Below are 23,395 nucleotides of genomic sequence, written 5' to 3'. Positions count from 1 at the left end.
TTCAGCTCTTGGAGCGAAGCGACTTAGAGATGAAGTTCAAGGCTGCGCCAGCAGCGTTGCTACCTTCTTCTCACCTAGCAAGTCTCAAACGGTTCGTATGGCTTGCGCCAACGATCCGTAATTCGCTTTGCTTGCTTATACGTGGCTAACGACCAACTTCAAAGTTCCACTACTGCTCATTTTTGAATAGCTAAAACTTCATATTTAATCATTAATCAACTAACAAAATAAAAATATATCCAAAAGAAAACCTAAAACAATCCATGGTAACGCTGGTTGGTCCAGATAATCCGCCCCAGGCCCAGGACAAAGCCCAGGCCAAAGACCAACCAGGACCACAAGGATTGGATCAGGAGAAGGCCCAGGCCGGTTAAGGCGACCGCAAGTCCGATGAGCCCCAGTCCCTGGCCCATCCCCCGGGCAAAGTTTGTCCGATCTTTGCCGGTCAGACGGACCGGTTGGTAGCCATTGAGCAAGTCCAAGCGCTCCTTATAGGCAATTCGCCAGGCCTGCCAGCAGATCATAAGGCCACAGACGGCCATAAATAAGGCCATGAAAATCGCAATTCCTGCCATCCGTCCGCTCCTTTTTCTGATTAGTTAGTGCAATCGGTAGAGTTCAAAGTGGCGGTTCCGCCCCAGCCAAGTATTCTCACTGAAACCGAACTTGTCATAGAGAGCCTTAAGAACTTCGGGATGTTGGTTAAGGACATCGCGGTGGATCAATAACGTTACTTCATCCTCAACCGGGCCATGAGTCATCTGCTGGATCTTCTCCCTATAATCTCCCTGGCGCGCCTCGATCGGATAGATGGCTGGGAATTGGATAAGCTCCTCCGTATGCCAAACAATGCGTTGGGGTTCACTAGCCTGAGGAATGACAATGACTGGTGACTGATTATTCGCTTTCACGATGTGCATAAAGTCAGCAGATTCGGGATATAAATAATCTACTTCATATTCCCGGTGTCCCATATAGGTCAAGCCTCCTAAGAAGCAGACAAGCAAGGCCAGCTTAGCCCAATCAAAATCTGGGATTGGCGCCAAAACTTGCTGGTAGAGAAGGCCTGCACAGGCAATGATTAGGGGATAAAAGGCGAAGATATAGCGGGCTGAAGGATAAGGGGAAACCAAGGCAATCAAGGCCACCCCTAAGACGGTAGGCAGAGCGAGCAGAAGAAAGCTGTCCAGGGCTTTTCGCTGCCAGCATAAGACAAGGAAAGCCAGGATAGCGAAAGCTAAGAGAGCTTTGCCGTAACCGGCGAAGAGCTGGTCCATGATTAAGTCATAGAAGGCCCTCAACTGATCGACTTGTTGGGTTCCAAACAAGTTGCCCACCACTTCATTCCCCCGACCGCTATTGAGGAGGTGGTCGATAGTACTTGGGAAGATGGCGATGCAAGCCAGCACACTCAGGGCTTGTCCTAGGGCAAATCGACTCGCCGCCTTGACTTCTTTTTGTAAGCAGAGGAGAACAAAGAGGACTGCAGTCAGGATTCCCGCAAAGATATAGTAATAATACTGGGTTAGGCCTCCGAGGAGGGTGGTCGCCATAGCCGCGAGCAGGAACTTCCGACTAGGTGTTTTCAGATACTTGTAAGCGACATAGGCGAAGACAACTTGGATCAGGGCCAGCAAGAGATACATGCGGATATAGACAAAGGAGCTCAACCCACCCAGACTCAGCCCGTAGAAAGTCGCAAAGGCTAGGGCCAGCCAGCGATTCGCCAAGAGCTCGCGCAAAAAGAAATAGAGCACGAGCAAAATTAAGGCATAGACGACCAAGTTGAGTCCCAAACCGAGCCACTTAGAGAAGCTTCCTGGGAAGAAAGAAGACACCGTATGGAGGACCATATAATAAAAAGGCGGGTGGACATCCTGGGTCTGCTTATAATAAACCGACCCGTAGCTAAAGCGATCCTCTTCCGAAGTGGTGAGATAGTCCGCATAATAATCTGGGCTCAGCCACTGGTTATAATCATCCGGAAAGGGCTTATAGTAGGAATTGGCCAAGCCATAGGAATAATATTCATCCACATGGTAGCCTAATTTGTCTTGCCCTGTCCGAAAGGCCACCAGTAAGCAGATAGCCAGGGCTAGAATCCCGATTAGCTTAAAGGCTAGCGAATTTTTTGAATCGGTCACTTTACACGCTCCCATCATTTATTTTTTACTTAGCTATTATAACAAATTTTCTATGTCCCTAATCAAATTGTGTCGGTGAGCATTCATTACCTTTTAAATTTGATCGTAAAGAGCCAGAATCTATCGTCTAGCAAGCTTCAAGTTAAAGTGTGACAAAGGTCATTAAGCAATGATAAGATAAGGATAAATTATTCCCAGCTGATTGAAAGAGCCAAACTGACTTTTTAGCTCATCAAATAAGCTAAGCTCATTCCTGCTATAGATGACTAGTTCTGTTAGTGAATGAGAAAATTTTGCTTCAAAATACTCTAATCCCACGTAAAGGAGACTTCCTATGCGTATCTTAATTATTGAAGATGATCATTTGATTGCTCAACTGCTTGAAGACCACTTACGCAAGTGGCAATATGATGTAGCCTGTGTTCAAGACTTCACTCATATACTTGAGCATGTTGACGCCTTCGATCCCCATCTTATCCTCCTCGATGTGAATCTCCCCATCTATAATGTCTATTATTGGTGCCAGGAAATCCGTCGCCAATCTCAACTTCCCATTATTTTTATCTCATCACGTACTGAAGCCATGGACATGGTCATGGCCATGCAGATGGGCGGTGATGACTTCATCAGCAAACCGCTTGAACTCTCTGTCCTCGTTGCTAAGATCCAGGCTCTCTTACGTCGAAGCTATGATTTCTCAGTACCTGCTAATGAATTGACCTATCATGACGTGAAACTTCACTTGGATACAAGCCGGCTAACTTACGGAAATCAAGACATTGATCTCACCAAGACGGAACTTCTTATCCTACAAACCCTATTCAAAGCGCAAGGTGCCCTAGTCAGTCGCGAAGCCCTAATGGATGCCTGCTGGCTAGACGAAGCTTATATCGATGATAATACCCTGGCGGTCAATATTTCCAGACTTCGGAAGAAATTAGCTCGCATTAATCTCCGCGAATTCATCCTCACTAAGAAAGGTTTAGGTTATGCGCTTTTCTTAGATAGTGAAGAAGAGGGAGGGGCAATCAATGAATAGCTTCTTTAAATCTATCCGCCTCGAGCTGTTTTGGGTCATCAGCTCACTTTTAATCTTAATGCTCATCTTCTTCCTCGCCGACATCAATCCTGCGGTCTCCAGGCTCGCCCTCTCCTGGCTATTCTTCTTGTCTGGACTCTATTTCATCCTAACTTTCCTGTCTTTTAGGAGAAAACAAAAGATAGAAGATGAGCTAATCTCGACCAAAGAAGAACTTTACCAGCTCAAGTCAGATACCATCGCCAGACAAAAGGATATCGATGACTATTTCATCCACTGGGTCCACCAAGCGAAGACGCCTTTGTCCGCTCTCCAACTTATGACGGATAGTTCGGCCCCCATCAGTAAGGCCGATCTCAAAGAGCAAAGTTTAGCGATTGAAGGCTATACCCAGGCTGCGCTTGCTTATCTCAAACTTAGCCATCCTGATACCGACCTCGTCATTGCACCAGTCAAATTGGACGATATCATAAAACCACTGCTCAGACGCTATCGCTGGTCCTTTATTCATAACCACACCCAGCTTAACTACCAAGCGATTGATGACCAAGTTATCACGGATGCCAATTGGACCCAAGTTATGGTAGACCAACTTTTAAATAATGCCCTTAAATATGCTAAAGGCCAAAGCATCACTATCTCCTATAAGGCAACAGATAAAAGTCTGACGATTGCTGATACTGGTATTGGCATCCATGAGAGTGATATTGCCAAGATCTTTGATAAGGGCTACTCTGGTTTTAATGGGCGGCTTAACCAGCAATCCAGTGGTCTTGGCCTCTACTTAGTTGGTAAGATCAGTCGACGGCTTAATCAACCCATCACTGTCAAATCTGAGCCTGGCTCAGGTAGTCAATTCACGATTCATTTCCCTTCCCATCTTACAAAACTGTAAGTTTAGCGGGCCCCTTTGTAAGTTTAGATAAAGGCTGGCCCGCTTTTTGTGCGCTAAAATAAAATTAATCCAAAGCTTATAAAACAGGAAAGGACTTGATAATATGTTACTTAATGTCCAGCACATTCAAAAAATTTATGGCAAGGGGCCAAACCAGGTCATTGCCCTTAAAGATGTTAACTTCACGGTAGAAGCGGGCGAGTTCATTGCCATTATGGGTGAATCAGGTTCAGGTAAGTCAACGCTCCTCAATATCATTGCAACCCTCGACCAGCCTAGTGCTGGCCAAGTCAGCTTAAATGGGAAAAAGTTAGCGGATATTTCTAGCCAAGACACTGCTAAGTTCCGTCGCGAACAATTGGGCTTCGTCTTCCAAGACTTCAACGTCTTAAATACCTTTAACAACCAAGACAACATTCTTCTTCCCCTAGTCCTTTCAGGTTGTAAGGTCGATGACATGAAGCGAAAACTTGAAAACGTAGCCAGGCTTCTGGGCATTGAGTCCTTACTTAAACACTTTCCTTACGAGATCTCTGGGGGCCAGCGCCAACGTGTTGCAATTGCTCGTGCCATCATCACCGATCCAGACCTTGTTCTCGCTGATGAACCAACAGGCGCCCTCGACTCTAAAACAGCGGACCAAATGATGCGCCTCTTCCAAAGCATTAACCAGGAAGGCAATACCATCTTGATGGTTACCCACTCTATTCGGGCAGCTTCAGCCGCTAAGCGCGTTCTTTTTATTCGGGATGGGATTGTCTTTCATGAGATATATCGCGGGCAAGCAAGCTCTCTTGAATTTCAAGAACAGATAGCTAATAGCCTGGCTCTCTTAAATCGGAAGGAGCAATACTAATGAACCAACGTCTATCCTGGCGGTTGGCCATCCGAAACCTCAAGGCTTATCACCGCTTAAATCTTCCTTATATTTTTTCTGTTTCTCTAATGTTCGCCCTTGAATATGTTGTACTTTCGCTTATTTCTAATGATTATGTCCGGGAGCGACACGCTATCTTACCTACTATCATGGGAAATGGTGCCATTATTGGGGGCTTTTTCACAATCCTCTTTGTCATCTATGCCGATAACTTCTACCAAAAGCAGCGTAAACAAGAGCTCGGTATCTACAATATCCTTGGTCTGGAGAAGAAACATATTCGACGGATTATCGTTCATGAACAAATGATCAAATTCCTTATCATTACAGCTTTGTCTCTCTTAGCAGGCCAACTATTAGGCGCTCTAATCTTCCTTGCCCTCAACAAAATTATGGGCCAAGTCGGTGTCCCCCTTATGGCTTATTCTTTTTCTGCTATAAGTGCAGCCATCATCGTGGGCATCCATCTCGCCATTCAAGTCTTCCTTTATCTTAAGCTCCGCTTCCAACTCTGGCGCTATAATCCTATCCACTGGCTCCACCAAGAAAAGGCAGGCGAGCGTGAGCCCCGAGGAAACCTTCTTTTTGGCCTGGTCGGATTGGCTATGGTGATAGCAGGTTATCTCACAGCCAACCAAAATGTCCAAGTCATCAATGCCATCCCCCTCCTCTTCGCTGCCGTTATCCTTGTTATTATAGGTACCTATCTCATCTTCAGAGCCTTGATCATCCGCCTTCTTCTCGCTCTTAAACGCAGGCCCAACTATTACTACCAACCCACCCATTTCTTAACTTTATCTGGTATGCTCTACCGGATGCGAGCCAATGCCATTAGCCTAGCTAGCATCGCTGTCCTAAGCACCGGTGTCATCCTAGTCCTTGGTTTAACGACTAGCCTCTTTGCTAGCATGCTTAGCCAACCCAAACAAATCATAGAGACAGACTACCGAATCTCGACCCAAAGCCCTGACCTCAATAGCGACCAAGATGCGATCGAGCTTCTAAACCAAGGCCTTCAGTTAGCAGGCCAAGACCTCGAATTGACAGAGCACTTCTATCACCAGTCCTTCTCTAGCTTTGCCAGCCTAGAGAACCAGCGCTTAAGTCCAATTGAACCGAACAGCCTGCCACAGAATGATCAAGTGGGCGTCTACCTTTTGGTGGAGCCTCTCTCTGACTATCGTAGCCGTACAGGAGAAAAGATCGAACTTAAATCTGACGAAATTCTCCTCTCTGCCAATCGACCCAATATCCAAATTAAAGATAAAGTAGTTTTAAATACAAAGTCCTATGACATCCAAGGGCCAGTTAAGCATACCCTTGGCTATAATATTGGAGTGGAAGCTATTTCCATTGTTGTCCCTGACTCTGAGAGCTTCGAAGCTGTCCGTCAAGCTTTTCCAACAGCCATTGATCCACAAGCCAAACAATTCCTACCAGCTCCTATTCGCTATGCTGTTTACTTCAACGGAGAAGGTGATGGAGAAGCTTTGACGAAGCAGGCTGAAGACTTTGCGAACTTAGGGCTCGAATTTGAATCCCGGCAAGAAATTCAAGATAGTCTTTTTGAAATTAACGGCGGCCTCCTCTTCTTAGGGATCGTAACAAGCCTTATCCTCATCCTAGGAACCGGACTCATGCTCTACTACAAGCAAATTTCTGAAGGACTAGACGATCGTAAGAATTTCCAAATTATGAAGCGTGTTGGCCTAGAAGATCAGCTTATCAAGCGTACCATTCGCTCACAAATCCTCTGGGTCTTCATTCTGCCCCTTGCTGTAGCCATCCTCCACACCCTAGCTGCCTCCAAACTTGTCTTCAATAATCTCTTGAGAATGATTCAAGCTGTTCATACAGTGACTATTGTCTTGAGCGTAGTCGGTGTCATTGTGGGCTTCTCTATCTGTTACTTAATCTATTATTGGTTTACATCCCGTATCTACTACCAACTCATCAATGAAAGAGACAAAGCGCTCTAGTAAAATAGCGCCAGACGCTTCCTCATGTCTGGCGCTATTTTACTTGAATGTTGCTAAGGCTAATCCTATTAAGATCTCTCTCAGAGCATTACAAACTTTACTTCGTCAATTCCTTCCCCCTTCCCCTCCCATCGTGATGCCAGCGCCAGTGACTGATCAGCGACAAGCCCCCTAAAAAGTGATAAGATAATCCCAACTTAAATGACACAGCGATCAGGAGGAAAACCATGTCTTACTTTGAAAAATTCTTAAAAACCAACCAAGCCTATGCTGACCTACATGAAGATACGCACCTGCCCCTCCCTCCCAAAACCCGGGTGGCCATTGTCACCTGCATGGATTCTCGTCTCCACGTGGCCCAGGCCCTAGGACTCGCCCTAGGTGACGCCCATATCTTACGGAATGCCGGTGGGCGGGTCACTGATGACACGATCCGGTCCCTGGTTATCTCCCAGCAACAACTCGGCACACGAGAGATCATTGTCATCCACCATACAGATTGCGGGGCCCAAACCTTCACCAATGAAGGCTTTGCTGAGCAACTGGAGCGAGACCTCGGCGTCGACGTCAAGGGCCAGGACTTCCTCCCCTTCAGCGATGTGGAAGACAGCGTCCGCGAAGACATCACTCGGCTCAAAGCCTCGCCCCTGATCCCCGATGATATCATCATTTCCGGGGCCGTTTACGATGTCGATACTGGTCGGATGCAGCAAGTAGATTAGTTTTTCATTAGATTCCTTCATCATTTTTAGCTTGTATAGCCCTTGAAATAAAAAAACATTAAGAAATTTAAGAAAAACATTTGACAATTATGAGAATCCGTCTTACAATGGGTTTAACTTTTGAAGACCAGAAAAAACATAGAAAAACGAGTAGACTTATGAAAGTTTATAGAGAGTAAGCGTTAGGTGGAAGCTTATAACGGCCATAAGTTCGAAAATCATTTTCTTGATTGCAAGGCTGAAGCGAAGTAAGTCTTGCCGCAGTGGTGTGCGTTATCCTCCCCCGGCATTGTTGGATGCTTGAGCGCTTATTTCGGTAAGAATAAAGGTGGTACCGCGGACTATTTCGCCCTTTGTCTATAGGACAAGGGGCGTTTTTTTATGGTTTTCAAAGTCAGAAATGTTGCTGGTTAGTTTTGGAAAATTAAGGAGGAATTATGATGAACAAGTTATCACGAAGTCAATTTCTACAAACTTCTATCATGCTGTTTGGTTTATTTTTTGGGGCTGGGAACTTAATTTTCCCACCATTGCTTGGTAATCAAGCGGGGAGCCAAACGTGGTTGGCCCTGGTTAGTTTTGCGGTGACAGCTGTCATCTTTCCCGTCTTAGGAACCATTGTCGTCGGTAAGTCAGAGGGCCTCTCCCAGCTCGCTAACCGCGTCGGGCCTAAATTTTCCATCATCGTTACCACAGCTATTTATTTATCCATCGGGCCTGGCTTAGGAATCCCTCGGGCAGGATCCGTTCCTTTCGAGATGGCAGTCGCCCCCTATATCCCCGAAGCCATGAGCCTAGGCCTAGCACGCCTGCTCTATACCTTGGTCTTCTTCGCCTTGGCACTCTGGCTCTGTCTCAAACCCAACCAATTGGTCAAACGCGTGGGTAAATATCTCACCCCTATGCTGCTCCTGATGATTGCCCTCATGTTTGTCCGGGTCATGTTCATGCCTAAAGGCGTCGCTGAACCGGTCGATGCCTATGCCGCAAGTCCTGTTGTCCAAGGTTTCCTCGAAGGCTACAACACTATGGACGCTGTCGCCGCCTTAAACTTCGGCTTCGTCATCTCCATGGCTATCCGTCGCTTCGGGGTCCAAGACAAGCATGAAGTGGCCAAGTATACCATGAAGTCCGGCCTCCTCGCTGGCCTGGTCCTCTTCCTAGTCTACGCCATGCTAGCCGCCATCGGTATGGTCTCCTCGCAAAAACTCGCTGGGGCCGATAATGGGGCCTTTATCTTAACCCAAGCGGTCCAAGCCTCTCTCGGTAACTTCGGCCTGGTCTTCCTCGCCGGCATCTTCACCCTGGCCTGCCTGACAACCTGCGTAGGCCTCATCACTTCCGGTGCTGAGTACTTCAAGCAATTATTCAAGGACAAGCTCTCCTACCGGGCCTGGGTCTTTATCTGGACCGGCTTCTCCTTCCTAGTTGCCAACTTCGGCTTAAATAACTTACTGGCCTTCTCTGTTCCTGTCCTAACAGTTATCTACCCCGTAGCCCTGGTTCTTATCCTCATGGGCATCAGCCAGGACGTCTTCAACTTTGGCTCCCTCTCCTATCTAGTGGCTGCCACGGTCTCTGTGGCTCTGCCCTTGGTCGACATGCTGCAGACTACTTTCAACGTCAGCCTGCCTGTCCTCAGTTCCCTAGTGGATTACTTGCCCCTATCCAGTCAAGGCCTAGGCTGGTTAGTCCCTACCCTCGTCGCCCTTCTCATCAGCCTGGCCTGTGAAAAAGTCCTGCTCCCCCACTATGCCAGCAGCCCCGCTAACGAATGGACCCGCTAATTCAGCTTAGCCCCTCCCCTGGAAACCCCAGGGGAGTTTTTGTGCACAAAAAAGCAGGGGTGACTATTGACTGGTCACCCCTGCCTTTACAAGATCATTAGGATACTCACTGACGGCATAGCCAAGCTAGTCAGTTAGCAGCTGCTTGGCTTCAAGCAGCCAATCGCGGTAGAAGAAGAGCACAGCAGCCAAGTAGAGAAGGTAAACAAGGGCACCTCCGATAAAGGGCATAAAGTTAGCTACTGCATAAAAACAGAGGGCATGGCTAAGCAAGAGGAAGACCTCCCGCCAATGGTTCCTAAGATAAGTAAAACGGATTTGGCTAGTATAGAAGAACCAGCAGATATAGCAGAGGGTCGTCGCCATGGCAACGGTTAGAATATCATGCCAGACAAAGGATAGGCCTGCCACAAAGATAAAGGATAAAGCCGCGTAGAGGGCGCTATCGCGGAAGTATTGACGTTCCGGGACTGTTGCCTTATAAATATTAGCCACCAAGATCCGCGACAACATAATATAAGGAATCGCAATAAAGGTGACCGATAAGAGCGTTGTGGCCGGTTCATACTTGGGCAGGAAGGTCAAGATAATCCATTTAAAGATAAAGAAAGCAAAACCACTCAAGATCCCCAAGAAGATACAGGCTCTTTTGATCACATTCAAGAGCATCTGGTCCTTACGCTTAGCAATGACATTGTAGAAGACCATGCCCACCGCGTTAACGATCAAGAGGATGACATTGAGGACGGAATTCTGGAAAGAATACTGGGCGAATTCCTCAATTGCATACCACCATTTAGTCACCCAACTGCCAATCAACCCCACGAAGGTCAGCGACATGTTGGCAAAAAGGATAAAGAAGCCCACCCGGAAGAGGCCCAAGTGTTTCTTCCAAGAGAAGATAAAATTTAAGCCCTGGTTTTTGATGAAGCGGTATTCATAGAAGACCGTCAAGAAGAGATAGGATAAAATATTGAGGACAATATAAAGATAGTAATTGTCACTTCGCATGAGGAAAATAGCGGCCAGCAAGGTCAGGATATAGAAGATGCTCTTGGAAATATTAGCCCGGGAGAAGGTCGCAAACTGTCCCGTTGCCTGGAGGAAATTCTGATGGTACATATTAATCGTATCGAAGAGAGTAACGGTTGAGAAGAGGGCTAAGATAGGATTCTTAACGGCTAGGGAATAGGTCAGCATCAAAGCAAAAACACAGAGCTGATAGACCACAATGAAATTATGCTCAGAGCGAATTTCTAGGGGATCCAAGTCCTCAATTCGCCTGCCCCCATATTTAATATAGATCCCATCATTATAACCAAAGTTAAACAAGTAAGTTATTGAAGTATACATGATATATTCGCGGTAATTGCCATAGTCAGCAACGGTCAGAATAGCTGGGAGGAGGAAGTTGATGATGAAACTTGTTCCAAAACCAATGATATTAGACAGGGCCACGTTAAAGATGTTCTTCAATAATTTCATTTCTGACTCCTTTCATACTCAGGGTCTGGCTGGTAATTTTTTATAGAGGTGAAATTCTCCAACCTGGTCGATTTCCTCATAATTATTCTGGATCCAAGCCAGAAAGTCTGTTTCCACTTGAGACCGGTCCAGGGGAGAACGTGCCTTGAGCTTGTCTTCGATAACCAGCATCTGGGGCGGTTGACGGGTCAAATCCGAGCGGAATTCCTTGGCCACTGCTTCGGCCTGGTCTAAATCGACCGCCGGCAGGTTGAAATAGCGGCTAGGGGCCTGGCGGTCAGCTAAGAGATAGAAGGCCCCACCAATCCGATGACTATAGAGCGTCTCCCCCGGCTGGCTCTCAGCGACAATACGCTGGCTGGCTGCTTCGTATTTATTCTTAGTGGAACTCCGTTTTAAGGCCCAGACATAGCGTTCATCTGTCCCAAGAGCCCATTGCCAGTCGCCAGGTCCTTTGAGCTGGCCATTGAATCCAGGGCCCAGCTGGTCGACTTTGGCGACTAGGGTGGGATGGTCCTCCGCTAGGCTCACACTGTAGACCCGGTTGTAGAAGATATCAGCCGGATACTTAAAGAGATAGGCTACAAGAACGATTAGGACCAAGTTGACTAGCGCCTGTCCCCGCTTAAGATCAAAGAGGCGGAGCGCCTGGATAATTAATAGACTGAAGAAGGGCACGAGAACCATAAAGTAGTGGGGATAGAAACGCCCCGACAAGAGCGTCGAATAGAAGGTCGCTCCAAAGGCTAGAAGGTAACCCCCTAGACGCCAGTAGGTCTGACCCCTGCCCCGGTCCTTGACCAAGCAGGCCAAAAGTCCCAAGCCCCCCAGTCCTAGGAGATGGTAGAAAGCTAGCTTCTCTTCCAACTTCATAAGGATTTCTTCCGTCGTGAGTTTACTATCGTTCAGATACTGGAGGTTGAAAAGAATCGAAAAATTAACCATCTCAGCAAAAGCTCCTTGGTAGAGCAAATATAAAGAAACCGGCAGGATAAAAGTCAGTATCCCTAGACTGGTCCAAGCCACCGCACGCTTCATCTCCGCATAATTCTTATGAATCAATAAATGAACAAAGATCAATGCAATCAAGGGCAGCCAACTGATGATCATATTGGCCCTTAAATTAAAGACAAAGGCCCCGGACAAGCCGACCAAGAAGTAAGACCAAGCCGGTAAGGAGTTGGCTTCAAAATAACGCAAGTAAGCAAGCAGCGTCAGCATAATCCCAGCTAGAGCATAAAGTTCCGTCAAATTACCCGACTCAATCAGCGGATCCAAAACGAGTAAGCTCACAGCGACTGCTAGGAGCGACCGTGGCCGGTCTAAGACCTGGCGGCCCATGTGATAGGTCAGTCCCGTGAAGGCAAGGAGGGACAGGAGTTCGACCCAATAAATCCCACCAAAGCGGTTAACATGGGGCATCAGCCAGCCTAGGGCATTGGCTAAGATAATACTGATTCCCTTATGATCGGTAAAATCCAAGTAAGGGACACCCCCTCTGGCCATCTCCCGCCCCATATAAATAAACATGGAACTATCATGGCCAGGAATGGCCTCGGCCCAAGGGCTTGACGTAAGTGACAGAGAGAAAATAAAAGTTAGGGCGAAGACCAGGCAAGCACTTAAAGCGGCAAATGCCCAGTCCCAATCGTTTCTTTGACTACTTTCCATCCAACTTTCCTCTTTTCATAGATTTTAGGCATAAAAAAACGACCCCGAGAAGAATCGAACTTCCGACACATCGTTTAGGAAACGAATGCTCTATCCGCTGAGCTACGGGGCCATACAAGAATTTTAACATACTTGTTAAGCTTCTTGTAACTTTATTTGTTAAATTCGACGCTTAATCGCATTTAAGGCATAAGAAATAAAAACATAGCAAGCCTTCCAGAGGGGGAGTCCTTCCAATACCCGGTAAGTATGCCAAGTCCGCTTGAGGGCTCCCAAGCGGTTACTGGATATGGAACCAGGCACTTGCCGGTAGTGGTTGAGGACTTCATCTAAGAGGTAGGCCTGGCAGTCCCGCTCGCGCATCAACATCAACCAAGTTGCCGTATCCTGTCCCTTGCGCACCAAGGGCATGCGGAAGTCACCGACTAAGTGACGGTCAATCATCACCGTGGAACAAGCAATGGCCGTGTTCTTCAATAGCCCGTCATAGTCCAAGTGCTGGGGCAAATCTGCCCTATCTTTAAGGACCTGCCCCTCCTCATCCACTTGGGCAAAATTCGTATAAGTAAAGCCATAAGCCTCCGCTTTCATAAAAGCTAACTGCTTGGCTAATTTATCGCTGGTCCAATAATCATCGCTATCTACGAAGGCGATATAGCGTCCTTGAGCAACTTCTAAGCCGCGGTTGCGGGCAACAGCCGCCCCGCTGTTTGTATCTAATTTCAAATACTTAATGCGCGCATCCTCCGCCTGATAGGCCTTGATGATCTGTGCGCTCTGGTCAGGACTGCAATCATCCACCAAGAGCATCTCCCAGTTCTTATAGTCCTGGGCCTGGACGCTCTCAATGGTATGCGCCAAATACTTCTCTGCCTGGTAAACTGGTGTAATAATCGAAACCAAGTCGTCTTGCATGATTTCCTCCTTAAGCTTGGGTCAAGTGGACAATCTTAATCGGCACATGGTAAAGCTTAGCTAAGCGGTATTGGGCCTGGTACCATTGCTTATGGCTCTGGCCCGCTGCTAGGAGGATCACAATCTCATCCGCCTGGCCGCTAAAGCCCTCCAAAGTCTGCTTGCTAGCTACCGGAAGGGGCAAGCCTTCTTGTTCAGCTAAAAGCAGGCGTTCCTTGCCGTAGGGTTGACTGATAAAGTGCTGAACGCCTTCATCCAATGACTTAGCCAATAAGTGTTCATCCTCGAAGCTCCATACATATTCAAAAGCATAGCGGATCTTGCCATTGAAGAGTCGCCAAACAAAGAGGAGAAAGGCTGTAATAAGGAGAGCCACAATATACGCCGCTAGTCCTAAGAGCCAGACAGGGAGAGAGTTGCTCCCCACAATACTTGCAATGGTATTAGGGCTTGCCACCATTTCATACTGGGACAGGTCCAAGCGTTCACCAATTTCAGGCCGCCCCAACATAATCAGATTAAGGTCCCGGGTAAAGGGCAAGGGCTCTTGGAGAATATCATAGTAGGCTTGGGCGATCTTCTTATTCTCTTCAGGGGTCTTCCCTAAGAGAACGCGGAGAGTGATTACCCCGCTGGAGGTGTCACGAACCGCTGCTAGGCCTCCGCGGAAGTCGCCATTCTTGTATAAGCCTAAGTTTTGTTCGGCTTCTAAGCTATCCGCAAATTCCACCCCACTCTTCTCCTCGGCTTCCTTGACCATATCAGGACGGGCCAAGTATTCATCAATGAGGAAAGAGTTGCTGAAGACATTCCCATCTTCAACCAAGGCGCTGAACTGAAACTCTGCAGGTTCTTGGCCATAGACCGTCTTGAGGCGTTCCTTCGAGGCTTCTAGCGTCGCCTCATTCACCTGAACAGTCTGGTCTGCAGAAGACGTCAGTGCTTCATCTGGATGGTCGGTCAGCACCATGCGCAAGCCGAAGAGTAAGGCCGTCAGAACAGCTGCTCCTACTACAATTTTCAATAGATTTTCCTTACAAAAACGCCACAATTCACTAATGATTGTTGCTAAGCTCATAAATCCTACCTCGTTCTTTCTCTGTAATTGTTAGGGACTTCTCGGCTAAGGCTAGGTAGCTAATCAGTAAGCCAAAGAATACCCAGTGCCACTCAATATACATGTTATTAGCGCTCGTCACACTCGCTGGAATAAATATGATAAGGAAAGCGATGACTTGGTTGCTGACTTGCCGCCACTTGGGATCCTGAACCAAGCGGATCCGGTTGAGCTGGTAGATCATTAAGGCATAGGCCACAACATAGGCGATAAAGACTAAAAGCCCATAGCCCACCATAATTTCCAACCACCAATTGTGCATATTGACAATGCCCTTGGTAGGAAGTAAAGGGAAGTCAGCCATCCAGCTTTCAATATTTCCGGCACCTACGCCTAGGCCCAGGGTCGTTCCCAGGAAAACTAAGCCATTCCGCCAGAGGTTGACCCGGCCAGTATCGCCTGAGATATAACCTTCCCTGCCTGTATAAATCAAGGCATTCAAAGCTTCTCGGATAGGAGGAAAACCCAAGTAAAGGGCAAGCCCCCCGCCGATAGCCAGCAATAAGCCGATCACATAATAACGCCGCTTCAAATCCCACTTGAACTGCAGGATAAAGAGCACAACAAAATAAAGTAAGGAGCACAACAAACTCATCCGCGAGCCAGATCTGAAGATGAGGTATTCAGCCAAGACCATAGCGCCTAGATAGACGAATTTTTGCCAACTGACACGCGATAAGACCATCAGAATCGCACTGACCGCTAGATAGGCCAAGAGCATGGTGGCATAGTCATTCTGGTTCTCAAAATGTGTAATCGGTAACCGAGTCAGGGGTTGACTAGCGAAGGTCCCATACTTATCCAGCTTGGCCATATCCGCAAAGAAATAAATATTCGTGATAATTTCAAAATAGCCCCAAACCAAGAGAGCGGACATCATCCACCAGGCCGTCTGAACCAATCGCTTCCACTGGCGGAGGCTATCGGTCCATAAATACAGGGCGACCACGCTGGAAATGCCAATCGTTAAAAGGAAGATAGCCTGTGCCCAGGGGCCAAGCGCCCGAGCCCAAAGCACAGAAATCAGGGCCCAGAGCCACCAGAAGACATAGGCCCCAATCATGAAGAGCCCATAACCTGGCCGCTTAAGCTGCAGACTCGGTCCCTTCAGCAAGCAACGATAAGCGATTAGCGGGACAACTCCCAGCGCTAAGACCCGGTAGAGCGTCATCTGGGCAAAAGGCGTTGGAATAGCCAGTAATTCTGTCCCTAAGAAGACACTTGCAAGTAAGATGAGACTATAGATGGCCACTGGACTGCCCCCCTTCAAAGTTAAAATGCTGACGCTCACCCTCTAAAAATTCAACAAAGAGCTGGGCAGAAGCTTCATTACTGAAGGCCTTGGCTTGTATAGCTTGTTCACGCTGGCTCAAGTCTGGTCGGTCTTTGGCAGCCAAGCGGCAAAGCGCGTGGAGCCATTCTGCTGGCCCAGCTTCAAGGGACAAGGCCTCGACTAAACCCAAGTCCAAGTCTACCTCATCCGTCACCCGATTAGACATCACGACAGGGATACCCAAGGCTTGGGCTTCAACGACCACTGTCGGTAAGCCTTCAGAATAGGAAGGCAAGACCACCGCATCTAAGAGCGGATAAAAGGCGGATATCGGGTTGATTCGACCAGTGAAATCCACAACATCCTCTAAAGCTTGAGCACGAACGGCCGCTTTGAGCTCTTGGTCACGCTCACCAGCACCAATAATTAAGAGCTTGGCGTCTAGTCCTTGGTCCTTAATGGCCTGGGCAATAGCAAGACTTTGTTCATGGTTCTTAACCGCTGTTAAGCGGCCAATATGTCCAATCAAGAGGGTGTCCTCACCATAAGCATGGGCTTTCCTTAATTGCTTCTTCTGGTCTTCAATCCAAGCATTGGGGCGCAGATAGAGGTCTGTATGAATACTATTAGGAATGATCATCATCTCACCAAGATCAATAGCAGACCCAAAGATCGCCCAGATCGCCCGCTTACCACAACCGAGCGGACAAGCCGATAAATAACGATTCAATCGTTGTGAAAGCAGGACTTGGGCGCGGTTCATCAGACTTGCTCCCTGGTTATCATTTGAATTATGGGCATGAATATAGAAAGGTGCCTGGCTGTGACGCCGGCAGAGATAGTAATAAGGAAGGGCCCGGTAACCATTGATATGGCAATAGAAAGCATCATAGTCGTTATGGTCGAGGGCTTGGTTTAAGCTCTCTTCAAAAGCTTTGAAGCCTTCTTTCTTCGGATTTCTGAGCGGATAAAGCTTGCCTCCCGTGGCCTCAATAGCTTCACAGAAGTCAGTCGGACACTCGTCATAGGTCGTCACATCAAAGGCAATCCCATAGTGGGGCATTTCCTCAGCCTTATTCTTTATAAATGATGAAATGCCACCACCATAACCACTCATCAAGTGGAGAACGCGACGGACTTTGCCTGGATCTTTTGGCATGCCAAATTTCCTCATTTCTCTTCTAAGCACACAAAGACTTCCAGCCAAGCAAAGAGCGCTTGACTTGGAAGTGGTGTGGGCTGTTTAATTTTCGTTATAGATATCGCGGGTATAGACCTTGTCTGTCACATCTTCTAAGTCTTTGGCGCGACGGTTGGAGATGATCAGGTCGCATTGGTCTTTGAAGGCTTGAAGGTCATTTTCTAAGCGGTAACCTTGGAAGTCCTCACCCTCAAGACTCGGTTCGTAGACAATCACTTCGACCCCTTCCCCGCGTAATTTTTTCATGACATCTTGGATGGCTGATTGGCGGAAATTGTCAGAGTCTTGCTTCATAGTCAAGCGGTAAACCCCAACCGTTTCGGGATGGCGACGTAGGACAGAATCCGCAATAAATTGCTTGCGGGTGTCATTGGCATCAACAATTGCCCGGATAATATTGTTGGGAATATCTTCGAAGTTGGCCAACATCTGCTTGGTATCCTTAGGCAGGCAGTAACCCCCATAGCCAAAGGAAGGGTTGTTGTAGTGGAGGCCAATCCGTGGGTCTAAGCCAATCCCCTCAATAATGGACTTGGAATCCAAGCCTCGCACTTCCGCATAGGTATCCAATTCATTAAAGAAGGAAACGCGGAGGGCCAGGTAAGTATTAGCAAAGAGTTTGACCGCTTCAGCCTCGGTTGGCGCCATAAAACGGACAGAAATGTCTTCCTTTTCTGCCCCTTCAATTAAGAGCTCAGCAAAGAGATGACCTGCTTGACCGTCATCTCCGACAATAATCCGGGAAGGGTAGAGGTTATCATAGAGGGCCTTGCCTTCACGCAGGAATTCAGGTGAGAAGATAATCCGGTCGCAATTCTTTTCTTCGCGGATGTACTCTGTGTAACCAACCGGTATCGTTGACTTAATGACAATTGGGCAGTCAGTATCATGGGCTAAGATATCGTCGAGAACGGCTTCAACAGCTGATGTATCGAAGGAATTGGTCACTTCATCATAATTGGTTGGTGCTGCAATAATGATGAGGTCTGGCTCTGCATAGGCCAGGTCCGAATCGGTAGTTGCTGTCAGATCCAGGTCTTTATTAGCCATATAGTCTTCCATTTCAGGATCTTTGATATGCGGTTGGCCCGAATTGATAATATTGACCACATTTTCATTGATATCCAGTGCTGTCACTTGGTGGTTTTGCGCAAGCAAGATGGCATTCGCTAAGCCCACATAGCCAACACCGACAACTGTAATTTTCATATGATTCGCTCTCCTCTTCCAGTTCGTTTACTTCATATAAGGCTAATTATAGCATAATGCCCTAGTAATTAAGCCCCCTCCCCTAGAAAAAAAGCAATTTTATAAGTTTTTTTATCTTCTGTTAGGCTTTTGTTCTTTTTGCTATAATAATAGGGAATTGCTTATTTTAACAGAAAGGACGACGCTTGTGCACATCCTCCATATTAATTCTTATTATTCCACCACCCCTCTCTACCAGAACCTCTATGACCGGCAAGTTGCCGCGGGAATGGCCCTCGACGTCTATGTCCCCATTGCCAAAGAATTTCCCAAAGACCGCCTGGCCGCTAAGGGGGACTACTGTCAGATTGTAGAAGCCTTCCGCCAAGCGGACCGCTATGTCTTCCACCTCAAGCACTATAAGATCTGGCAGGACCTCAAACAGCGCTATACCTTCGACCAATTCGACCTGGTCCACGCCCACTCCCTCTTCTCCAATGGTTGGCTGGCCCACAAAGTCTACTTGACCCATGGCATTCCTTATGTCGTGGCGGTCCGCAGTGCCGATATCCGGACCTTCTTCCAGAAGATGCCCTGGCTCCGCCGGCTCGGCCTCAAGGTCCTCGCTGACGCTGATCAAGTGGTCTTTATCTCTGAGAACTCCAGGCGGGAAGTCTTCGCCAAGTATATTCCAGACTCTATGCGAGCGGACCTGGAAGCCAAGACCCAAGTCATCGCCAATGGCATCGACGACTACTGGCACACCAACCGCTATGACGCTAAGCAAGCTGAACTCCACCATCCCCTACGCTTTGTCTGTACGGCCAAACTCTTAAAAGAAAAACAGATCCCCAAGCTCATCAGCCTGGTGGACTACTATAACCAACATGTCCAAGCGGCCGAACTCCACCTCATCGGGCCTGCCTGGGATGAAAGCATCCTGGCCCAAGTCAAAGACCAGCCCCTGGTGACCTACTACGGCCCCAAAGACCACGATGGCATGCGGGACCTCTACCGGCAGATGGATATCTTCGCCCTAGTCTCCTCACGGGAAACTTTCGGCTTAGTCTATGTGGAAGCTATGAGCCAGGGCCTCCCCGTCATTTATACCCAGGGCGAAGGCTTCGACAGCTACTATCCCAATTACGAAGTCGGCGCCAGCCTGGACCCTGACCGGCCAGATGACTTTGTCCACCATGTCCAAGCCATTCTCGCGGACTATCCAGGCTTCTGCCAACGCGCCCTGGCCCACTCCCAGGACTTCTCCTGGGACAAGATCAGTGGGCGTTACGACAAGCTCTACCAGGAAGTTGTGAAGGCTTAAGCTGATTTTCTTGCTAGCAGCTTGAATTACTCATCAGAATAGAAAAAAGGAAATCATTGCGTGCCAAGAACAGCTAATGATTTCCTTTTTTGTTTGATTAGACTTAATTGATTGACTAGGCCGCTTCTTCATAGCCCAATTCTTCTAAGGATCGGGTAATCAGGTCGACCATCTCAAACAAGCTATCCACTGTCGATTGAACCAGCATAGCTGTTCTCGCCTGGTAAGTGACCTTATTGCCCTCTACTCTGACATTCTGCAAGTTTTTGTGTTTGGGCAGGTGGAGGAGCAACTCCTGGCGGTCAGGTGCCTGGCCATCCTTGGTCAAGTGAAAAATAATATCATACTGCTGGCCAAAGTGCATCATATCCACTAAGAGCGTGTAGCCATTGACCCTGCCATGGATTAGGCCGGTGTCCTTCTCGACTGTATAGTGTTCATCATTAGCAATCCGTTTCAAAACCTTCCCTAAGCGCATAGAAAATCATCCTTTCAAGGCACAATAAATAAACAGTGGCAGCAACGATGATCTCAAAAACTGCGTCCCTACTTTCCAACACTATTTTACCAAGAAAAGTTAGATAAATCTAAATAATGCACTTAATTAATTTATTTTATAAAAGAAGGCATTTGGGTCCCTAAAGTCTAGGCTCTGGCCCGCCCACAAGCGGTCCTGGCTCATATCGGAACCATCATAAGCATCGGGGAACTTGGACTGGCCGTTAGGGGTCTGGCCCGCTGGGATGACGATGAGAAGGAAACCGCCGCCTCGCATCTCATACTTAGGACCGATAGCTAAACGGATTGTCCCATCAGGCATGCCCTCACTATTAAAGATTTTAATTTCATCAGAAACAATTCCTTCTGCGTCAAAGGTAATAGGAGGCGTGCCATTCCCATCCTGCCAGGTGCCAGCCAGGCTGGAATAATCTCCTTCCAGGATGGCGGATAGGTCAAAGCTGGTCGGCTGAGCAGTTTCTTCTTCTGCTTGATCAACAAAGACTTGGTCGATCCGCTGCCAGTCCAATTGGTCATAATCGATAGGCGTCCGGCCGGCGGTAAAATCATCCAGAGTGCTGATGTTGCCCACTGAATAGCTTCCCTCTTCGACCACTTCTTCCGTCTGGGTCTCAGGATTGATACGGAGAATTCGAGCTTCGCCCTCCCCAGCTGTAGAGTAGTGGTAGGAATCCAGAACCGTGCCGTCTTGGAAGATATCGCTAGCTTGGCGCAGACCACCGGCACTGGCTGCATAATTTCTCGCCAGGAGTGTCGGTTCTTGGCCACCCTTTAAGTAGTAGAGATCGCTATAGTGAAGCTTGCCATCGTAGTCCGTAGCCGTCAGCAACTCATCCACCCCGTTGCCATCGATATCATAGAAGACGAAATAATCGGGACGGTTCTCTTCGGCCTGGGCCAGTTCCTCGAGGGTAGGACCATAAACGGCCATGTTGTCGACTTCTGGCTTAACCGGCTCTTCTTTTGTCTTAGAGCTCGTCTTTTGACCAGAAGACCCCTTGGAAGCTTTCTGGCTGCTTGATCCTGATTGACTCGAAGAAACTTTCTCCGAAGCCGGCTCTAAGGAAGTTTGGTCATTATTCGACTGGTTTGTGTTATTTTGGCAGGCTGCAAGGACTAGGCCCGTCGAGAGGACCAATGCCCATTGGTTGAATTTTTTCATGAGTAGACTCCTTTTCTTTTGCACTAGTAATATTGCCAGCTTAGCGATTAGAATGAGACCGGCAGGAAGGCAGCCAGAACCGCTAGAAAGACAGTGGGCAGCATGTTAGCGACATTCAATTTTTTGTCCCAGAGCAGGTTAATCCCAATACAGAAGATGAGGATGGACCCCACTAAGGAGAGATAGTCCAGGGCCAGGTCAGTCATAATGGAGGCCAGTAAGCGGGCCAGCAGGGTCACCCCACCCTCCAGGATAAAGACCGGAATGACAGAGAAGATGGCTCCCTTGCCCATGGCTGAAGTTAGGACTGTAATGATAATAGCATCCAAGACCGACTTCACAGCCAGCATGGTATAGTCGCCCAACAAGCCGTCCTGGATCGCCCCAACAATGGCCATGGCCCCAATAGAAACTGTCAGCGAAGCCGTAATAAAAGCTTCCACAAAGAGTGGATCCCTCCCATTCCCTGACTTCTGGTGGAGGAAGTGACCCAAGCTCTCAAAAGCACGGTCAATCCCCAGCACTTCTCCGATCAGGCTGCCGAGAGCCAGGCAGAGGACCACCAGCATGGACCGGCCGCTGACGATATTATCCCCTTGAAGGGTCAACATCCCATCCATTGCCCCGGCAATGGCGATAAAGATCACGCTCACCCCACAAGCCTTCTGGAGGGCCTCCTGCTGCTTAGCCTTAAACAAATTTCCCACCAAGCTGCCCACCAGGCCCCCCAGTAGAATTCCGACACAATTAATTAAAGTCCCAAGCCCAACCATTTCATTTCCTCATTTCTTTCATTCGTTTTCAATAGCTATTATTTTAGCATATTTTAATAGAATACTCATTTTTATATGAGGGATTAGACTTGGACCGCAGTGCTAGAACCGCTAAATAAGCTGATAAATGAAGTATAGCATTAAAAGGCTTCCATTAGACGAATCTTACCTGAATCGTCGATTTAAGCTCCTGACCCGTAAATTTTACTGTTATTTACAGTAGTCCATGGGCAAGCAATTGCTCTCAGTTCGATCACTCTTACCAAATAGTCAAGAAAACAAAAAAGCGCCTGGGATAAAATCCCAGCCGCTCTAGAAAATCTGCATAAGCAAAATCAACAACAGAATATGAAAGGGAACTTCCAGATTAAGGAGAAGTTCCCTTATAAGGTCGAGAAATTTCCAAAGTCTTTAGCTCAAAGCAAGATAGTGAATAACCGCAAAAATTAGTGGAAACATACCTATCAATAAAATCAGGAGTGACAATTTAGCTTTTTTCTTATAGCCTTTATAAGCCTCCTGCTCCTTATGATTAAAGGGCCGACGGGTGTGTTTCCGACGAACGACTAAGTAAACAGGCAAAGCCCCTGCCCCATTACCATTAGGCAGGCTCATAAAAGCCCATAAACGCGGGCGAGGCATCCCTCTAGCTTCCGCATCCATAGCAATCATCTGATATAAATTGTAGCTTAGAAAGACGCTTCCCATAATGGCAACAGCCCCAGCTATAGCCATTATAACCGGATAAGTAGTCATTGCTATCCCTCCTCTAAAAGCGACTAATAATTTCAAAATAAACTATCCCAACCAAGGCCAATGTAATGATGAAAATTGATGACAGGACAAACTGCAAAGCTAGCCAAGGACTGATGAATAAAATCAACACAATCAACAAGACACCAAAGACAATCGTTCGAATTAAGTTCCGGTTACTCTTCACAATATCGGTACTCTCATCTAAATGCCCCATATAATCTTCACTCCCCTTCAGTAAAACATCTAAACTCACTTGGTAAAGGTCACTCAATCGAATGATGTTAATCACATCAGGATAAGTTTTATCATTTTCCCAATTTGAAACTGATTGTCTTGAGACGCCAATCGCTTCTGCAACTCCCTCTTGGGTCATGCCCGACTGCAAGCGAGCCTCCCTAAGCAGTTCTCCTATAGTCATTTTTGCCTCCCTTCTTCACTTCCAACTTTAAATAATAACAGCTAAAAATACCATCCAAGCTCTTTGACATCAAGCAGTTTCCTTGTCAAAAAGCTTTGACAAGCTCCTTTTTCCTTATGAAACTCCCATTAAAACACATCGACTTCCAGT

Annotated in this window: 21 protein-coding genes, 1 tRNA gene and 1 other annotated feature; of the genes, 7 read left to right on the top strand and 15 right to left on the bottom strand. The window is 47.5% G+C overall.

Going from position 1 to position 23,395, the window contains the following annotated elements; all coding sequences use genetic code 11:
• Positions 1-251: 251 nt before the first annotated feature.
• Complete coding sequence (locus tag QP860_RS04325) at positions 252-575, bottom strand: hypothetical protein (RefSeq protein WP_070619068.1); 324 nt, start codon at positions 573-575, stop codon at positions 252-254.
• A gap of 24 nt (positions 576-599) precedes the next feature.
• A complete protein-coding gene (locus QP860_RS04320) occupies positions 600-2,144 on the bottom strand; it encodes a glycosyltransferase family protein (protein ID WP_070619065.1) in 1,545 nt (514 codons plus the stop codon).
• 334 nt (positions 2,145-2,478) lie between these two features.
• On the opposite strand from QP860_RS04320, the gene QP860_RS04315 reads away from it, so the two are divergent.
• The 6 genes from QP860_RS04315 to brnQ all read left to right on the top strand — a co-directional run bounded on the left by QP860_RS04315 (position 2,479) and on the right by brnQ (position 9,443).
• Positions 2,479-3,183: a response regulator transcription factor gene (locus QP860_RS04315; RefSeq protein ID WP_284912248.1), complete on the top strand. Its 705-nt coding sequence runs from the start codon at positions 2,479-2,481 to the stop codon at positions 3,181-3,183.
• Positions 3,176-4,078, top strand: coding sequence for a sensor histidine kinase (locus tag QP860_RS04310; RefSeq protein ID WP_284912247.1), 903 nt, complete (start codon positions 3,176-3,178; stop codon positions 4,076-4,078). The genes QP860_RS04315 and QP860_RS04310 overlap by 8 nt, the downstream gene beginning before the upstream one ends.
• A 103-nt stretch (positions 4,079-4,181) precedes the next feature.
• Positions 4,182-4,934 carry an ABC transporter ATP-binding protein gene (locus QP860_RS04305; RefSeq protein ID WP_070619056.1) on the top strand — a complete coding sequence of 251 codons (753 nt, stop codon included), beginning with the start codon at positions 4,182-4,184 and terminating at the stop codon, positions 4,932-4,934.
• Positions 4,934-6,934, top strand: coding sequence for an FtsX-like permease family protein (locus QP860_RS04300; protein ID WP_070619053.1), 2,001 nt, complete (start codon positions 4,934-4,936; stop codon positions 6,932-6,934). Before QP860_RS04305 ends, QP860_RS04300 begins: the two co-directional genes overlap by 1 nt.
• A 227-nt stretch (positions 6,935-7,161) precedes the next feature.
• Positions 7,162-7,656, top strand: coding sequence for a beta-class carbonic anhydrase (locus QP860_RS04295; protein WP_070619051.1), 495 nt, complete (start codon positions 7,162-7,164; stop codon positions 7,654-7,656).
• A 132-nt stretch (positions 7,657-7,788) separates the two neighbouring features.
• Positions 7,789-8,013, top strand: a binding site (T-box leader).
• Between the two features lie 80 nt (positions 8,014-8,093).
• Positions 8,094-9,443 carry a branched-chain amino acid transport system II carrier protein gene (gene brnQ / locus QP860_RS04290; protein ID WP_284912246.1) on the top strand — a complete coding sequence of 450 codons (1,350 nt, stop codon included), beginning with the start codon at positions 8,094-8,096 and terminating at the stop codon, positions 9,441-9,443.
• A gap of 126 nt (positions 9,444-9,569) precedes the next feature.
• Here the strand turns inward: brnQ and QP860_RS04285 are convergent, their stop codons facing one another.
• The 8 genes from QP860_RS04285 to QP860_RS04250 all read right to left on the bottom strand — a co-directional run bounded on the left by QP860_RS04285 (position 9,570) and on the right by QP860_RS04250 (position 18,314).
• Entirely contained in the window at positions 9,570-10,928 is a 1,359-nt protein-coding gene (locus tag QP860_RS04285) for an MATE family efflux transporter (protein WP_070619046.1), read from the bottom strand.
• Between the two features lie 18 nt (positions 10,929-10,946).
• Positions 10,947-12,599 (bottom strand): ArnT family glycosyltransferase, encoded by a 1,653-nt coding sequence (locus QP860_RS04280; RefSeq protein WP_070619043.1) that lies wholly within the window; start codon positions 12,597-12,599, stop codon positions 10,947-10,949.
• A gap of 39 nt (positions 12,600-12,638) precedes the next feature.
• Positions 12,639-12,711: transfer RNA gene (locus QP860_RS04275), tRNA-Arg, on the bottom strand.
• Positions 12,712-12,758: 47 nt separating this feature from the next.
• A complete protein-coding gene (locus QP860_RS04270; RefSeq protein ID WP_070619040.1) occupies positions 12,759-13,514 on the bottom strand; it encodes a glycosyltransferase family 2 protein in 756 nt (251 codons plus the stop codon).
• A gap of 10 nt (positions 13,515-13,524) precedes the next feature.
• On the bottom strand, positions 13,525-14,538 hold the full coding sequence (locus tag QP860_RS04265; RefSeq protein ID WP_141744602.1) for a hypothetical protein: 1,014 nt from the start codon (positions 14,536-14,538) through the stop codon (positions 13,525-13,527).
• Positions 14,539-14,569: 31 nt separating this feature from the next.
• Complete coding sequence (locus tag QP860_RS04260; RefSeq protein WP_070619034.1) at positions 14,570-15,883, bottom strand: O-antigen ligase family protein; 1,314 nt, start codon at positions 15,881-15,883, stop codon at positions 14,570-14,572.
• Positions 15,870-17,063, bottom strand: a complete 1,194-nt coding sequence (locus tag QP860_RS04255) for a glycosyltransferase (RefSeq protein ID WP_070817378.1) — start codon at positions 17,061-17,063, stop codon at positions 15,870-15,872. The genes QP860_RS04260 and QP860_RS04255 overlap by 14 nt, the downstream gene beginning before the upstream one ends.
• Before the next feature lie 84 nt (positions 17,064-17,147).
• The gene (locus QP860_RS04250) at positions 17,148-18,314 is read right to left on the bottom strand and encodes a nucleotide sugar dehydrogenase (protein ID WP_070619028.1); all 1,167 of its coding nucleotides are present in this window, start codon (positions 18,312-18,314) and stop codon (positions 17,148-17,150) included.
• Positions 18,315-18,501: 187 nt separating this feature from the next.
• On the opposite strand from QP860_RS04250, the gene QP860_RS04245 reads away from it, so the two are divergent.
• A complete protein-coding gene (locus tag QP860_RS04245) occupies positions 18,502-19,617 on the top strand; it encodes a glycosyltransferase family 4 protein (RefSeq protein ID WP_070619026.1) in 1,116 nt (371 codons plus the stop codon).
• A gap of 115 nt (positions 19,618-19,732) precedes the next feature.
• On the opposite strand, the gene QP860_RS04240 is transcribed toward QP860_RS04245, so the two are convergent.
• The 5 genes from QP860_RS04240 to QP860_RS04220 all read right to left on the bottom strand — a co-directional run bounded on the left by QP860_RS04240 (position 19,733) and on the right by QP860_RS04220 (position 23,245).
• Positions 19,733-20,095, bottom strand: a complete 363-nt coding sequence (locus QP860_RS04240) for a hypothetical protein (RefSeq protein WP_070619024.1) — start codon at positions 20,093-20,095, stop codon at positions 19,733-19,735.
• A 126-nt stretch (positions 20,096-20,221) separates the two neighbouring features.
• On the bottom strand, positions 20,222-21,298 hold the full coding sequence (locus tag QP860_RS04235; RefSeq protein WP_070619021.1) for a DUF6287 domain-containing protein: 1,077 nt from the start codon (positions 21,296-21,298) through the stop codon (positions 20,222-20,224).
• 47 nt (positions 21,299-21,345) lie between these two features.
• The gene (locus QP860_RS04230; protein WP_284912245.1) at positions 21,346-22,071 is read right to left on the bottom strand and encodes a DUF554 domain-containing protein; all 726 of its coding nucleotides are present in this window, start codon (positions 22,069-22,071) and stop codon (positions 21,346-21,348) included.
• Positions 22,072-22,482: 411 nt separating this feature from the next.
• Positions 22,483-22,827 carry a hypothetical protein gene (locus QP860_RS04225; RefSeq protein WP_284912244.1) on the bottom strand — a complete coding sequence of 115 codons (345 nt, stop codon included), beginning with the start codon at positions 22,825-22,827 and terminating at the stop codon, positions 22,483-22,485.
• Positions 22,828-22,840: 13 nt separating this feature from the next.
• Positions 22,841-23,245 (bottom strand): helix-turn-helix domain-containing protein, encoded by a 405-nt coding sequence (locus tag QP860_RS04220; protein WP_070619007.1) that lies wholly within the window; start codon positions 23,243-23,245, stop codon positions 22,841-22,843.
• Positions 23,246-23,395 lie beyond the last annotated feature (150 nt).

Origin of the sequence: Aerococcus sp. UMB1112A, assembly GCF_030230715.1 — a bacterium.
In the GTDB taxonomy this organism is placed as follows: domain Bacteria; phylum Bacillota; class Bacilli; order Lactobacillales; family Aerococcaceae; genus Aerococcus.
Note: the sequence above shows the minus strand (reverse complement) of the source record. Positions and strands in the feature narration are given on the sequence as shown.

Excerpts from the sequence above, each read along its gene's own strand:
- QP860_RS04255 (WP_070817378.1), bottom strand. The coding sequence starts at position 17,063 with ATGCCAAAAGATCCAGGCAAAGTCCGTCGCGTTCTCCACTTGATGAGT.
- QP860_RS04250 (WP_070619028.1), bottom strand. The coding sequence starts at position 18,314 with ATGAAAATTACAGTTGTCGGTGTTGGCTATGTGGGCTTAGCGAATGCC.
- QP860_RS04230 (WP_284912245.1), bottom strand. The coding sequence starts at position 22,071 with ATGGTTGGGCTTGGGACTTTAATTAATTGTGTCGGAATTCTACTGGGG.
- QP860_RS04300 (WP_070619053.1), top strand. The coding sequence starts at position 4,934 with ATGAACCAACGTCTATCCTGGCGGTTGGCCATCCGAAACCTCAAGGCT.
- QP860_RS04295 (WP_070619051.1), top strand. The coding sequence starts at position 7,162 with ATGTCTTACTTTGAAAAATTCTTAAAAACCAACCAAGCCTATGCTGAC.
- QP860_RS04270 (WP_070619040.1), bottom strand. The coding sequence starts at position 13,514 with ATGCAAGACGACTTGGTTTCGATTATTACACCAGTTTACCAGGCAGAG.
- QP860_RS04235 (WP_070619021.1), bottom strand. The coding sequence starts at position 21,298 with ATGAAAAAATTCAACCAATGGGCATTGGTCCTCTCGACGGGCCTAGTC.
- QP860_RS04225 (WP_284912244.1), bottom strand. The coding sequence starts at position 22,827 with ATGACTACTTATCCGGTTATAATGGCTATAGCTGGGGCTGTTGCCATT.
- QP860_RS04310 (WP_284912247.1), top strand. The coding sequence starts at position 3,176 with ATGAATAGCTTCTTTAAATCTATCCGCCTCGAGCTGTTTTGGGTCATC.
- QP860_RS04240 (WP_070619024.1), bottom strand. The coding sequence starts at position 20,095 with ATGCGCTTAGGGAAGGTTTTGAAACGGATTGCTAATGATGAACACTAT.
- QP860_RS04285 (WP_070619046.1), bottom strand. The coding sequence starts at position 10,928 with ATGAAATTATTGAAGAACATCTTTAACGTGGCCCTGTCTAATATCATT.
- QP860_RS04325 (WP_070619068.1), bottom strand. The coding sequence starts at position 575 with ATGGCAGGAATTGCGATTTTCATGGCCTTATTTATGGCCGTCTGTGGC.
- brnQ (WP_284912246.1), top strand. The coding sequence starts at position 8,094 with ATGATGAACAAGTTATCACGAAGTCAATTTCTACAAACTTCTATCATG.
- QP860_RS04280 (WP_070619043.1), bottom strand. The coding sequence starts at position 12,599 with ATGGAAAGTAGTCAAAGAAACGATTGGGACTGGGCATTTGCCGCTTTA.
- QP860_RS04315 (WP_284912248.1), top strand. The coding sequence starts at position 2,479 with ATGCGTATCTTAATTATTGAAGATGATCATTTGATTGCTCAACTGCTT.
- QP860_RS04305 (WP_070619056.1), top strand. The coding sequence starts at position 4,182 with ATGTTACTTAATGTCCAGCACATTCAAAAAATTTATGGCAAGGGGCCA.
- QP860_RS04220 (WP_070619007.1), bottom strand. The coding sequence starts at position 23,245 with ATGACTATAGGAGAACTGCTTAGGGAGGCTCGCTTGCAGTCGGGCATG.